Genomic DNA, 12,803 nt, shown 5'->3' with positions numbered 1-12,803 from the left:
CGCACCCAGTGTACACCTTCCCGCCTAGCCAGAGCGGGAAGCTACCTGACTGGGAGTCTAGTGGCGAAGCTTGGGGCGGAAGAGGTGGGCGTGGTCAGGGCTGTAGAGCCGCGAGCGAGCCAAGCCACCTCCTGCCAGACCCCGCAGCACTGGGCTGATGAGATAGAGCACCGTGCGCTCTAGGCCAGCTTGGCGGCTAAGGGCAGCCATCTCCGCCAGGGATCCCAGCCAGATCTGCTCGTCCGGCCACCCCAAACGGTAGCAAATGGCAACGGGGGTATCGGCGGGATAGTGGGCTAGGAGATCCGCCTGGGCCTGTTCCACGTGGCGGGCGCTCAGGTACAGACACAAAGAGGCGCGGTGAGCCGCTAGACTGGCTAAAGCTTCTGCTTCCGGCACGCGCGTTCGACCGCTGGCACGGGTGAGGATGATGGTCTGCACCACTTCCGGCACCGTCAGCTCTACCCCTAAACGAGCCGCTGCTAGCTGAAAGGCGCTCACCCCCGGCACGATCTCAAAGGGGATCCCTGCCTCAGCCAACCGAACCAGCAGCTCGTGTAGAGCGCCGTAAAGACAGGGATCCCCATCCTGCAGCCGCACCACCCGCAGCCCTGCCTTGACCCGTTCCACAATTTGCGGCAGCAACGTCTCTAGGGTAAGGGAGCGCGTGTCGATGGCCTCAACCCCAGGGCGACAGTGGGCTAGCATTCCCTCTGGCACCAAAGATCCGGCGTAGAAGACTACATCCGCTTGCGAGAGGACTCTCTGGCCGCGCAGGGTTATGAGCTCTGGATCCCCGGGGCCAGCGCCAACAATGTGGACAGGCCAGTAGGGCGAAGGTGACTTGGGCATTGACTCTCTTTCTTTACTCTCGCAGCGTGCCTCCTAACAGTAGGAGCTAGGGGGCTGGGACGAGACGCTGCTGGAGGATTTGGGCTGCCAGCAGCATATCCAAGGGAGTGGTCAGCTTGAGATTGGACTCCTCCCCTTCCACGATGTAAACCGGCCAACCCAGCTTCTCGAATAGGGCCGCATCATCAGTTACCTGCCAACCTTGGGCCAGGGCCTCCCGATGGGCTTGCCACAGCAACGGCAGGCGAAAGCCCTGGGGCGTTTGCGCTGCCCACAGTCGACTGCGCTCTGGCGTCGCTTGGATTTGGATCCCCTTGGGGCCGCTCTCGGTCACTTTAATCGTGTCTTTGACAGGGATCGCCGCAACCAAGCCATCCACCTGCTGTAGGGCAGCGCTGCAGCGATCAAAGAGCGCCGGCGTAGCCAGGCAGCGGGCTCCATCGTGGATCAGCACCCGTTCTACCGTTCCCAGGCTATAGAGATACTCAACTCCCCTGTAAACCGACTCCTGCCGCGTGGCCCCTCCCACCAGAAGCTGTACTGGCTTGGCCGGAGCAACTGCCGCTACGATGGCCTCGATGGCTGGCCAGTCGTGGGGCTGGCAGAGAATGCCAATCCACTCAATGGAGCAGGCCCGAGCTGCAGCTTCCAGCGTCCAAGCCAAAATTGGCCGCCCCAAAAGCGGCAACAGCAGCTTGTTGACCGCCGCCCCCATCCGCTTGCCACTGCCGGCCGCCGGGATCAAGAGGTGCATGAAGTTGCAAGAACATCGAGCCGCCTTCCAGTTTAAAGCAAGGGGGGGCCTCCCTTGGCCCCCTTCAGGATTGCCGGCACAGCAACCCTCGGCCCCGCCTCAAGGCTGCTCCAAATTGGCTGCAGCGCTTACAAAATCCGGGTAGGCCACGTTACCGTGCTCGCCCACATCCAAGCCGGCCAGCTCCTCTTCGGCACTGGTGCGCAGGCCAACGGTTGCCTTGAGGATCAAAAACAGGATCAAGCAGGTGATAAAGGGCCAGAAGAAATAGGCTAGAGCCCCCACGACCTGCACCCCAAATTGCTCCCAGGTCACTCCTGACTCGGCATGGGCAAACCAAGGGATCCCTGCCGCCAACAGCCCCCAGAGGCCACAGGTAGCGTGTACTGAAATGGCGCCCACCGGGTCGTCAACTTTCAGCACCGTATCCAAGATCACCACCGAGATCACCACCAGAATCCCGGCAACCGACCCAATGATCAAAGCTCCCAGCGGGTGGACGGTGTTGCAAGGAGCGGTGATCCCTACCAAGCCAGCCAGCACGCCGTTAGCGGCAAAGGTCATGTCTGGCTTGCCAAAATGCACCCAGCAGGTGATCATCGCGCCAATGGCTCCTGCCGAAGCTGCCAGCAGCGTGTTCATAGCGATCCAGCCAACATCAGGGCTGGCAGCGGTGGTCGAGCCAGCGTTGAATCCAATCCAACCCAAGGTGAGGATGAACACCCCCAGCATCCCCAGGGGCAGGTTGTGCCCAGGAATTGCCCGCGGCTCCCCGTCAGGGCCATACTTGCCAATGCGAGGGCCAACCACCATTGCCCCGGCCAATGCGGCAGCGCCTCCCACCAGGTGCACCACCCCTGACCCGGCAAAGTCGATAAAGCCCAGGTTTTCCAACCAGCCCTTGGTGCCGCCGTTGTAGTCGCCGAACAGGCCATTCCAGGCCCAGCTCCCCGAGATGGGGTAGATCAGCCCAGAGATGACGACAGAGTAGATGAGGTAGGCCACGAACTTGGTGCGCTCCGCCATGGCCCCGGAAACGATGGTGGCAGAGGTGGCGGCAAAGACCATCTGAAAGACGAAGAACGTAAAAGGCCAGTCCCCTGCTTCGTGGGCTTGCTGCCAGCTAAAAGCAAACCAGCTCCTGCCGAAGAAGCCGCCACTCTGGCCAAACATCAGGCCAAACCCAATGAACCAGAAGGCGCAGCAGCCCATGCAGAAGTCCATTAGGTTTTTCATCATGATGTTGGCAGCATTTTTGGAGCGGGTAAAGCCCGTCTCCACCATGGCAAAGCCAGCTTGCATGAAGAACACTAAGGCTGCCCCCACCAGTGTCCAGATGGTGTTGGCGTTTTTCTGGACAGCTTCGGCATCCTGAGCGAAGGCGCTCTCCTGACCAAGTAGAAAAACCAGGGAAATCGTCAGCGCAGCAGCTAAGCCCCACTGAGCTGGTCGCCAGAGCCGCTGCACTACTTGGCCTTTGAGCCTTTGGATCATCATTGTAGACATGTTTTTCGACTCACCTAGCAAGACGGTACTTTTGGCAACGCCATTACAACAAAAAGATACGCCCTGCCACCTCCCAAGCCAAGATGAGGCTGAGGTGAGAGACTGCAAAAACAGCTCCTTCACAGGGCGTCTTGGTTCATTTCACCGGTGCGGATGCGGATGGTTTTCTCGACGGGGCTGATGAAAATCTTGCCGTCCCCAATTTCGCCAGTGCGAGCTGCTGCAATTAGCTTCTCCACCACCGTATCCACCAGGTCATCATCGACCACGATCTCCACCTTTAGCTTCTGCAGGAACTCGACGGTGTACTCGGATCCCCGATAGCGCTCAGTCTGTCCTTTCTGCCGACCAAACCCCCGCACCTCGGTTACGGTCATGCCGACAATTCCGGCATTAACCAGGGCTATCTTCACCTCATCAAGCTTGAAGGGCCGAATGATAGCTTCAATCTTCTTCATTTGCTTTCTCTGCCCCAGATAGCTCGGCTCACTTCTAGCATCGCTATCCCCCGCAAGTTGTAACTTCAGATACAGTCTTGTGACGGCGAGAGGAGCTTCCCTCTGGGACTATTAGACGAAGGCTGAGTCCTGGAGGCAGCCAGCTTGGCTGTAACGAGAGCCACCGCCAGCCACCACAGCATCTGCACCTGAGGGCGGTACCAGATGGTGTCCACCAGCCCGTGGGCCATCATGCCAGTGCAAGCCGCTAAGCCTGCGGCCACCCACAGGCCCTCGGGATCCCGGGAGCTAAGCAACCTGTTCCAGCATCTCCAGCCGTGATCCCAGAGCACCAGCAAAAACCAGGCAAAAGCCAGGGATCCAAGAAAGCCGGTCTCCACGGTAAGTTGCAGCGGCACGGAATAGGCCCCGAGGGCGCTGAAGTTGCCCCGCTGGTAAAGGGGATAGACGCGGCTAAAGGCAACATTGCCGGGGCCGATCCCCAAGATGGGAAAGTCGCGGATCATGTCCAACACTGCCGCCCAGACGTTGAGACGAAAATTGTTGCTGGTATCCAGCCTTCCCCAAAAGAGACTCCGAACCCTTAGCCGCAGGGGGCGTACCGTCAAGATCGCAAGCAGCAGCGCAGCTGCGCCCCCTCCCAACAAGGTCGGCACTGTCCATCGTCGCCAGCGGGCCGGCAGGCGGGGGGTGTGCCATTGCGCCAGCAGCACCGCCATCATTCCCAGCGCTGCTAGGCCGCCAATCCAGGCGCCGCGACTGTAGGTCAGGACCAAGCAGAGGAGGTTGACGGCTGTTGTAAAACCAACTAGGAGCTTTACTCCCCAGCCTGGCCAGAGGAAAACTGCGGCCAGACCTAGAGGAACAAGCGGAACCAGGTAGCCCCCATACAGATTGGGGTTGCGCAGATAGCTGTACACCCGCGTCAGGCCCGCCAAGCCCGACTCCGGATCTACCCAGGTGGCCAGTTCTGCTGCCCCGTAAAAGTATTGCCGCAGGCCATAGACCCCCATCGCCAAGCTGACCAAAAGCAGGGATCCGACAATCCAATCCCGGAACTGGGGCTTGCGCAGCAGACGATGCAACAACAAATAGCCGGCTAGGTACAGTGTCAGTTTCAGCCAGCCCTCCCGTGCTGCGTAGGAAACCGGGGAGAGAATGGTTGCCAAGGTGGCAATTCCCCAGAAAAGGCCCAGGGGCAGGTGCAGCGGCAGACCCATCGGCATTTCCACCAAAGCGCCCAGGCCCACCAGAGCGGCCATGGCCAGCAAAATTAGCCCCAGGATGCCAGTGGAGCTTTGCGCAGAAAAGACCCAGTAGAGCAGCACCAAGCCCAAGCCAAGCCAGTCGCCAGCTTGGACAAGTAAGCTACCTTGGCCCCAGTTTCTTAAGGATCCCAACAGGCCGCCCAGAAAGCTGCCTTGCCACCAGGACTCGATGGGAAAATCCCGCAGCAGCAGAGCTTGCCACGGTTGCCTTGCTTGTTCCACAGCGCCTCTCCTGCCCGCTAGGCACCTCCTCTTCTTTTCCAAAGTCTATATCCCCAACGGCCAGGGGCAGGAAACCAAAGGCCAAAGGCTAGCTTCTTGTGCTTGGTTGGGATCTCTCCACCTCTTCAGAGTTTAGGGGCGCCGCTCCCGACTGACCTGCGTTGAAGGCTTGGGAATTGCAGTAGTGAATTTGCACGCGGGTGGGCCGTCCTAAAGCCAGAGCGGATCCCAGGCAGCGGGCCAAAACTTGGACTTTGAACTCCAGTTCGCCCCTGCTGTCCATTGCTTGCAATCCTCCCTCGGATCCCATCTCTCAGGATTAATTTAGGAAAAGATTGATGACGGTTCTTCAGTGGGAATACAGAATTTGCCCACCTAGGGAAAAGGTAAAGATCTGCAAAGCTGACACCTTGTTCCAGAGAGGGAAGAAGCTTGAACTTGGCCAGGCTTTCTCTGGGAGGTTTCGGACAAAGCATGATTTAGGTAAAATAACGCCTAGAGAAACTACGGAAAAGGGCAGTATGCCCGTTTACCTTTACTGGGGGGATGACAGCTATCGCTTGATGCAGGCGGTGCAAGAGCTGCGCGATCAAGTGCTGGATCCCAACTGGTCAGCCTTTAACTACGATCGCCTGCCTCCGGAAGCCACGCTTGCTGGTCTCAACCAAGCCATGACGCCGCCTCTGGGATCCAATGCCCGCTTGGTTTGGCTGGAAGAGACAACGCTTACCCAGCATTGCCCGGAAGAGCTATCCAAAGAACTGGAGCGGACGTTAGCCTATTTGCCTCCCACCACCCATTTGCTCTTGACCACTAGCAGCAAGCCGGATGGGCGGCTCAAATCTACCCAGCTCCTAAAAAAAGTGGCCATTGTCCGCGAGTTTTCCCAACTGGCCCCCTGGGATGAAGAGGGCATTCTCAAGCAGGTACACAGCGAGGCCCAGCAGCGGGATCTCAAGCTCAGCCCAGAGGCAGCCCAGAAGTTAGCTGAGGCGGTGGGCAACGATAGTCGCCGATTGGCAATGGAATTGGAAAAGCTGGCTTTGTTTACGGCAGGCCAACGGGATCCCATCTCCCCTGAGCAAATCGAGGCCCTGGTTCCTGCTAGCGCCTACAACAGCTTTCAACTGGCCGCCTCCCTGCGCCAGGGCAACTTGGATCGGGCCCTGCAGATCCTGACCCATCTGCTGGATTCCAACGAGCCAGCCCTGAAGATTCTAGCGGTTTTGGTGGGCCAATTCCGCACCTGGCTGTGGGTGCGGCTGCTGCTTGAAGAAGGAGAACGGGATCCCAAAGTCATCGCCCAAAAAGCAGAGATCGCCAATCCCAACCGGGTTTACTTCTTACAGAAAGAGGTGGGATCCCTAAAAAGCTCGGCGCTGCTGGGGGTGATGGAGCAACTTTTACAACTGGAATATCAGCTCAAGCAAGGTCAGCCAGAGCGAGTAGTGTTTCAAGAGGCTCTGATTCAGATCGTGGCTATTCTCCAGAAATCTTGAACTTCTCCGCCCTTGTTGCTCAGTCTAGGGACAGTTCTGACAATTCTCTGAGCTTCGGTACTCAAAGCAGATAGAGCAGGATAAATAGCACAATCCACACCCCATCCACAAAGTGCCAATAGATCTCAGCGGCCTCGACGCCAAAGTGATGTTGGGCACTGTAGTGCCCTGGCTTCAGGGAGCGCCAAAGCACCGCCAAAATAAACAGCAACCCTGCTGCCACGTGCAGCCCGTGAAACCCGGTCAAGACATAGAAGGTGCTGGCAAACAAATTGGTGGTGAGGCCAAACTCCAGGTGGCTGTACTCGTAGAGCTGCCCAGCCAGGAAGATGGCACCCATCAGGGCAGTGAGAGTAAACCACAGTCTCAGGCCCTTGACATCATCGGCCTTGATGGCCAACCCGGCTTTGTGAATAACCAAGCTGCTGGATAGCAAAATCACCGTGTTGATGCTGGGCAAAAGCAACTCCAACTCCGGCGTCCCTTCCGGTGGCCAGACTGGGGCGGTAAGGCTGTAGGCCAAGTAGGCCATGAACAGGCCCAAGAATAGACAGCCTTCCGCTACCAGGAACATCAATAGACCAAAAACGCGATGATCTGGGTGCTCAGCATGAGCGGCGTGAGCCTGAGGGTGACCGAGCATCACAGCATCAGAACTAAGGGATCCTTGCATATTCTTGCCCAATCAAACCGTTCGCGTTAGCGGGACGTAGTCCTTTTCTTGAATTCCTCCCAAGACCATGGGGGCAGGCCAGCCGAGATCAAGACAGGAATAGGGATACCCAGCCAGCAAGCCACTGGCTAAGAAGAGGTAGTCTCCGCTTCTGCCAACGCCAGCTCCCGCAAGCGCTTCAACTGGGCAGCAAAGTAATCCAGGGTTTCCTTGTTGTGCAGGCCGTAGTCGTAGGGACCAGTCAGCAGAACGGGATCCCCGTAGAAGTTTTGGGGGGGCGGTGGGGAAGAGGTCGTCCACTCCAGCGTCAAGGCCTGCCAGGGGTTGTCTCCGGCCTTGGGACCGGCCACCCAGGAGTAGATGGCGTTAACCAAGAAGGGCAGCGTGGAAATGGCAAGAATAAAGGCCCCCACGGAGCTAATCCAGTTGAGGTCGGCAAATTGGGGATCGTACTGGGCCACGCGGCGGGGCATCCCCATCAGGCCCAGCTTGTGCATTGGCAAAAAGCACATGTTGAAGCCGACAAAGGTTAGCGCAAAATGCACCCGCCCCCAGAACTCGTTCAGCAGCCGCCCGGTCATCTTGGGGAACCAGTGGTAGATGCCGGCATAGATCCCGAACACGCTGCCACCAAACAACACATAGTGCAGGTGGGCCACCACAAAGTAGGTGTCGTGGACGTGGATATCCAGGGGAACTGAAGCGAGGATAATGCCGCTCAACCCCCCGATGACAAACATCGAGATAAAGCCAAGGCTAAACAGCATGGCCGACCGGAAGTGGATTTTGCCGCCCCACAGAGTGGCTAGCCAGCTAAACACCTTGATCCCCGTGGGAACAGCAACGGACATAGTGGCAATCATGAAGAACACCCGCATCCAGTCCGGGGTGCCGCTGGTAAACATGTGGTGCGCCCAGACGATCAACCCCAAAAAGCAAATAGCCAAGCTGGAATAGGCGATGGCCTTGTAGGCAAAGATAGGTCTGCGGGCATGCACCGGCAAAATCTCGGAGATGATGCCGAAGACCGGCAAGATCATGATGTAAACCGCCGGGTGGGAGTAAAACCAGAACATGTGCTGGTACACCACCGGATCCCCGCCACCGCTGGGGTTAAAAAAGGACGTGCCCGCCAACAGGTCAAAACTCAGCAAGATCAACGCGCCGGCCAAAACTGGTGTTGCAATGAGGGTGAGAACAGACGCTGCTAGCATGGCCCAGCAAAACAGCGGCATGTCCTGCATCCTCATGCCGGGCATGCGCATTTTCAGGATGGTGGTGATGAAGTTAACTGCGCCTAAGATTGAAGACGTCCCCGCCAGCAAGATACTCAGGATCCAGAGCTCTTCCCCCACCTTGCCGCTAACTAAACTCAGGGGCGGGTAGGAAGTCCAGCCAGCAGCCGGAGCCTCTATGAACAGGCTAGCCAAAAGCAGGAGCCCGGTAGGCGGAACCAGCCAAAAGGCCACTGCATTGAGCTTGGGAAAGGCCATGTCCCGCGCCCCAATCATCAGCGGCACGAGGTAATTGCCGAAGCCCCCCACCAAAGCCGGCACAATCCACAAAAAGATCATGATCGTGGCGTGCAGGGTAAAGGCGCCATTGTACCGCTCAAAGCCAAGAAAGTCCGCCTCTGGGGTAGCCAGCTCGGCTCGTACTGCTACAGCCAGCGCTCCCCCCACCAAGTAGAAGAAAAAGGTGGTCACCAAATACTGGATCCCGATGACCTTGTGATCCGTAGAGAAGGTAAAGAAGCGCCACCAAGGTTCTGCAGGCGGATCCAGGCTGCCCCTGGGGGCAGCAGCGAGGCTAGGATTGTCCTGTAGCTGAGTCATGGCAAAAAAGCTCCTAGTTTCAGCCTGTTCCCGTTCGCGTCGGCGGGACGGAGTCCTTGTGGAGTTTGAAAGAGGTCAAATCCGCAGGCGAGACCCCCAAACGTTGGTGGTGGACTTGGGCAAAAGCCGAAGCAGCCGCAGGGGAATCAGCCGGAGGGTGATGGTGAGTGGGGGGAGAATCTGCAGCAAGAGCTAGGGCACTGCTGTTGCCACGAGCAGCTAAAAGTTGCTCCTGCTGCCAGCGCTCGAAGTCTTCTGGTCTTTCCACAATCAATTGCGTAGCCATCACCCCGTGGTAGGGGCCGCACAGCTCCGCACAAATGATGGGGTAAGTCCCCAACTGGGTAGGCACAAACTCCAGGTGGGTCTCTCGGCCTGGAATGAGATCCTGCTTTAGGCGAAATTGCGGCACCCAGAAGGCATGGTTGACATCAAGGGCCGTCATATTCAAGCGCACCCGCCTGTTGAGGGGAAGGTGCAGCTCACTAGTCACCAAGCCCGATTCATAGGTAAACAGCCAACCGTATTGCATGCCCTGCACCTGAACGACCAGATCCGGCTGGCCCATCTCTTTCCCAGGTAGCACCACAGGGGTATAGGCATAGCCCGGCTCCCCTGCCTTGGCTTCCTCGGAAGAGCCCATCCCCATGGCCGCGTGCATATGCCCGCCCACATGGGTGCCTCCGTAAATAGCCTGGTAGACATCTATGCTGGCTAGGCCCAACCAAAGGATGATCAGAGCCGGCACTGCTGTCCACACGATCTCCAACAGCACATTGCCGTGACTGGGATCCCCGTCGCCGTGATCCCTCCGTCGCTTGCGGTAGCGGATGACACAGTAGAGGAGTACCCCTTCCACCACTAGAAAGATGCCGGTGGCGATGGTGATGGTGCTGTTGAAGAGGCTATCGAAGAGGGGAGCTGAGTTGGCTGCCGCTTCGGGGAGGAGATGGTGATTCTGGCCATACCAGAGGCTGGCTAGGGCTAACAGAACCCCAATCCCCACCAAAAGGATATTTTTGAGGGCACTCACAGCTGCTCATCCCCCTGCTACTGCCTGCCCACTCCAGCAGATTCTGTCAGCAGAGCCAGAGCAGGCTTGTACTCATTTCCATTCAACTTGCAGGAGCTGGAGAGAAGTGCCTGTCCTTAGGGATCTTTTCGGGATCTCGGTCGGAGCGCCGGATCCCTAGCTTTGCAGCGGCCATCTACTGAGGAAGCGTAGCTCAGCACAAAGAAATTCTTAAAAAGCCTTCGCCAACCGCAAAGCCACATTTAGAATCCGTTGCAGAAAGACCTCCCCTCTGCCTCTGAGTGGCTACTAACCCAGCTAGTGGGCAGCTAGATAGGCTGAATTCGGTAACTGAAATTACCATTGGCTGTTGGTCTTGACTTTTTAGTGCAGAGTGTTGACCTCTCTCTAGAGGCAGATCTGATTGAAGTATTTTTTCAGCTGCAATGGACCCCTCAATTCCTCGATCTCACCTCCTCTCTTCTTGTCCCGTTCGCGCCAGCGGGCCGGAGGCCTTTCCCTTGCCAGGGAGGGAGCTTTCTCTGCGCATGGGGCGAGCTCTGCTGGGTCTAGCAGCGGCCACTTGGCTGTTGATGGGGCTAGGCAGTGCCACTCGAGTCATGAATGCTGGACTTGCCTGTCCAGACTGGCCTCTCTGCTATGGGGAGCTGCTGCCCACCGAGCAGATGAACCTGCAAGTGTTTCTGGAGTGGTTTCACCGCCTGGTGGCTGCCGGTGTGGGCTTGGCCACGCTGGTGCTAGTGGGGTTTGCCTGGCTGAAGCGCAAGGCCTTGCCCAATTGGCTGCCCTGGGGTCTGAGCTGGGCTTTTGTCTTGGTCGTGACCCAAGGGATCCTGGGCGGGCTGACAGTGACGGAGCTGTTGCGTTTTGACATTGTGACGGCTCACCTGGGCACGGGCCTGCTATTTTTTGCTACGCTGCTCACCCTCGGGTTGCTCGTTTTGCCGCGCTTTGCTTCTTCCATTCGCGCTACTCGGCCGGAGGCCTTGGAGGGGAGAGCTGCAGTTGGCTATTTGCCTTGGCTGGGTTTGGTGGCGGTGTTGCTGGTGTATGTCCAGAGTCTTTTGGGGGCCTTGGTGGCCTCGCGATGGGCTTTGCACCAGTGCTTGGCTGCGGGCGAGTTGTGTGGGGTCATGAACAGCCACTTGCTGGGAGTAGCTCCAGCCACGCTAGCGGTGGTGGGGGTGGCGGCGGCCACAGGTCGGCGGCGGGTCCCAAAGATTCTCAAGCTGCTGGGCTATGGGTCGGTGGGGCTTTTGCTCGCCCAGGTGGGAGTTGGTGTTCTCACCTATCGCTACCGGCTGCAGGTGGAGCCCTTGACAGTAGCCCACCAGATGGTTGGGGCAGCTTTGCTGGGGTGTTTGCTGGGCTTTACGGTGCTGGCCTGGCGCCTGCGCAACAGTGCCCCTAGGCAGGGAGAAGACAGGGCTCTCACCGCGGCTGTAGCAATCACTGATGAGTACTGTAGCAATCACTGTTCGCGCCAGCGGGACGGAGGCCTTTGAGTAGTTCCATGGCAGAGATCCTTCAAAGCTACCGCCCAGCCGCTTGCCAAAACGCCACGCCAGGGGCTAGTCAGTGCCCAAGCCTAGGCCAACTTTTGCGCAGCTATAGCCAGTTGGTGAAGCCGAAGATCATCGCCTTGCTGTTGGTGACCACGGCTGGCGCCATGTGGATGGCAGGCGATACGGATCCGTTCAAGTTTGGCGTCACCCTCCTAGGGGGTGGGATGGCGGCAGCAGCAGCCAATGTCCTCAACATGGTGTACGACGCCGATATCGACCGGCTGATGGAGCGAACCTGCCACCGTCCTCTGCCTGCTGGCCGCATTCAGGCGCGCCACGCTCTGGTGTTTGCCGGGATCCTTACCCTGGTCTCCTTCAGCTTACTGGCCTATTTCACCAACCTGCTGGCCGCTGGTCTGGCCATGGCAGGGATCCTAGTGTACGTAGGGGTCTATACCCACTGGCTGAAGCGCTCCAGCCCCCAGAACATCGTGATCGGCGGAGCTGCGGGGGCGATCCCACCTTTGGTGGGCTGGGCAGCAGCTACGGGCAAGCTGAGCTGGGCCGCCTGGGTGATGTTTGCCATCATCTTTCTGTGGACCCCGCCCCACTTCTGGGCTTTGGCGATTTTAAAGCGAGAAGACTATGCTCGCGCCGGCGTGCCCATGCTGCCGGTGGTGGCCGGAGAAGGGCCAACTGCCGCCCAGATTCTTCTCTACGCGCTGCTGGTGGTTCCGGTTAGTTTGTTGTTGGTCTACCCCTTGCGCGTACTGGGATCCTTGTACCTAAGCGCGGCAGTGCTGCTGGGATCCCTTTTGGTTTGGAAAGCCATGCAGCTGTTGCGGAGGCCGCAGGATCGGGAGCGGGCAGCCTCTCTCTTCACCTTTGCCAACCTCTACTTGCTGCTGTTGTGCGGCGCCATGGGCTTGGACAGGTGGTCGTTGACCCACGCCCTCTGGGAGCAAGCCCTTGCCTCCCTCCAGGGGATCTATGCCCCTCTAGTGCGCTGGCCGGCCAGCTTGTAGAAGGGGGATCCCTGGGTTGACAACTCACCGATTACCCTAGTTGGCTCAGCCGGCAGCATTGCGGGGCTTGCGAAAAACTGTTCTATTGCCCACCCTTGTTTTGCGATACTGCTTGCTACGGGTGGGTATGTTTGAGAGCAACAGCACGATAGCGATGCAGCCTCTGGTCAAAG

11 protein-coding genes are annotated in these 12,803 nt (G+C 58.3%); 3 read left to right on the top strand and 8 right to left on the bottom strand.

The features are described 5' to 3' along the window. Positions 1–57: 57 nt before the first annotated feature. The 5 genes from cobM to NW806_RS08795 all read right to left on the bottom strand — a co-directional run bounded on the left by cobM (position 58) and on the right by NW806_RS08795 (position 5,060). Positions 58–852, bottom strand: coding sequence for a precorrin-4 C(11)-methyltransferase (gene cobM / locus NW806_RS08815; RefSeq protein ID WP_414406135.1), 795 nt, complete (start codon positions 850–852; stop codon positions 58–60). A 46-nt stretch (positions 853–898) separates the two neighbouring features. After that, the gene (gene ispD, locus NW806_RS08810) at positions 899–1,606 is read right to left on the bottom strand and encodes a 2-C-methyl-D-erythritol 4-phosphate cytidylyltransferase (protein ID WP_414410819.1); all 708 of its coding nucleotides are present in this window, start codon (positions 1,604–1,606) and stop codon (positions 899–901) included. A gap of 99 nt (positions 1,607–1,705) precedes the next feature. Beyond that, a complete protein-coding gene (locus NW806_RS08805) occupies positions 1,706–3,112 on the bottom strand; it encodes an ammonium transporter (RefSeq protein WP_414410818.1) in 1,407 nt (468 codons plus the stop codon). A 119-nt stretch (positions 3,113–3,231) separates the two neighbouring features. Beyond that, positions 3,232–3,570 carry a P-II family nitrogen regulator gene (locus NW806_RS08800; protein WP_414410817.1) on the bottom strand — a complete coding sequence of 113 codons (339 nt, stop codon included), beginning with the start codon at positions 3,568–3,570 and terminating at the stop codon, positions 3,232–3,234. A 65-nt stretch (positions 3,571–3,635) separates the two neighbouring features. After that, a complete protein-coding gene (locus tag NW806_RS08795; protein ID WP_414410816.1) occupies positions 3,636–5,060 on the bottom strand; it encodes an IctB family putative bicarbonate transporter in 1,425 nt (474 codons plus the stop codon). Between the two features lie 521 nt (positions 5,061–5,581). Between NW806_RS08795 and holA the strand changes: the two genes are divergently transcribed. Next, positions 5,582–6,559 carry a DNA polymerase III subunit delta gene (gene holA, locus NW806_RS08790; RefSeq protein ID WP_414410815.1) on the top strand — a complete coding sequence of 326 codons (978 nt, stop codon included), beginning with the start codon at positions 5,582–5,584 and terminating at the stop codon, positions 6,557–6,559. 61 nt (positions 6,560–6,620) lie between these two features. Here holA and NW806_RS08785 read toward each other — a convergent pair whose 3' ends face one another. From NW806_RS08785 to NW806_RS08775, 3 genes are all read right to left on the bottom strand, one after another. Next, positions 6,621–7,232, bottom strand: coding sequence for a cytochrome c oxidase subunit 3 (locus tag NW806_RS08785; RefSeq protein ID WP_414410814.1), 612 nt, complete (start codon positions 7,230–7,232; stop codon positions 6,621–6,623). Positions 7,233–7,360: 128 nt separating this feature from the next. Then, positions 7,361–9,067 carry a cytochrome c oxidase subunit I gene (gene ctaD, locus NW806_RS08780; RefSeq protein WP_414410813.1) on the bottom strand — a complete coding sequence of 569 codons (1,707 nt, stop codon included), beginning with the start codon at positions 9,065–9,067 and terminating at the stop codon, positions 7,361–7,363. A gap of 19 nt (positions 9,068–9,086) precedes the next feature. Continuing rightward, positions 9,087–10,100 carry a cytochrome c oxidase subunit II gene (locus NW806_RS08775; protein ID WP_414410812.1) on the bottom strand — a complete coding sequence of 338 codons (1,014 nt, stop codon included), beginning with the start codon at positions 10,098–10,100 and terminating at the stop codon, positions 9,087–9,089. A 527-nt stretch (positions 10,101–10,627) separates the two neighbouring features. On the opposite strand from NW806_RS08775, the gene NW806_RS08770 reads away from it, so the two are divergent. Both NW806_RS08770 and NW806_RS08765 read left to right on the top strand, forming a co-directional pair. Next, entirely contained in the window at positions 10,628–11,605 is a 978-nt protein-coding gene (locus NW806_RS08770) for a COX15/CtaA family protein (protein ID WP_414410811.1), read from the top strand. 8 nt (positions 11,606–11,613) lie between these two features. Further along, the gene (locus NW806_RS08765; protein WP_414410810.1) at positions 11,614–12,630 is read left to right on the top strand and encodes a heme o synthase; all 1,017 of its coding nucleotides are present in this window, start codon (positions 11,614–11,616) and stop codon (positions 12,628–12,630) included. Positions 12,631–12,803 lie beyond the last annotated feature (173 nt).

The organism is Synechococcus sp. W65.1, assembly GCF_047461615.1.
Taxonomy (GTDB): domain Bacteria; phylum Cyanobacteriota; class Cyanobacteriia; order Thermostichales; family Thermostichaceae; genus Thermostichus.
Note: the sequence above shows the minus strand (reverse complement) of the source record. Positions and strands in the feature narration are given on the sequence as shown.

Coding starts and splice junctions, on each gene's coding strand:
- holA (WP_414410815.1), top strand. CDS start 5,582: ATGCCCGTTTACCTTTACTGGGGGGATGACAGCTATCGCTTGATGCAG.
- cobM (WP_414406135.1), bottom strand. CDS start 852: ATGCCCAAGTCACCTTCGCCCTACTGGCCTGTCCACATTGTTGGCGCT.
- ctaD (WP_414410813.1), bottom strand. CDS start 9,067: ATGACTCAGCTACAGGACAATCCTAGCCTCGCTGCTGCCCCCAGGGGC.
- NW806_RS08765 (WP_414410810.1), top strand. CDS start 11,614: ATGGCAGAGATCCTTCAAAGCTACCGCCCAGCCGCTTGCCAAAACGCC.
- NW806_RS08800 (WP_414410817.1), bottom strand. CDS start 3,570: ATGAAGAAGATTGAAGCTATCATTCGGCCCTTCAAGCTTGATGAGGTG.
- ispD (WP_414410819.1), bottom strand. CDS start 1,606: ATGCACCTCTTGATCCCGGCGGCCGGCAGTGGCAAGCGGATGGGGGCG.
- NW806_RS08805 (WP_414410818.1), bottom strand. CDS start 3,112: ATGTCTACAATGATGATCCAAAGGCTCAAAGGCCAAGTAGTGCAGCGG.
- NW806_RS08770 (WP_414410811.1), top strand. CDS start 10,628: ATGGGGCGAGCTCTGCTGGGTCTAGCAGCGGCCACTTGGCTGTTGATG.
- NW806_RS08785 (WP_414410814.1), bottom strand. CDS start 7,232: ATGCAAGGATCCCTTAGTTCTGATGCTGTGATGCTCGGTCACCCTCAG.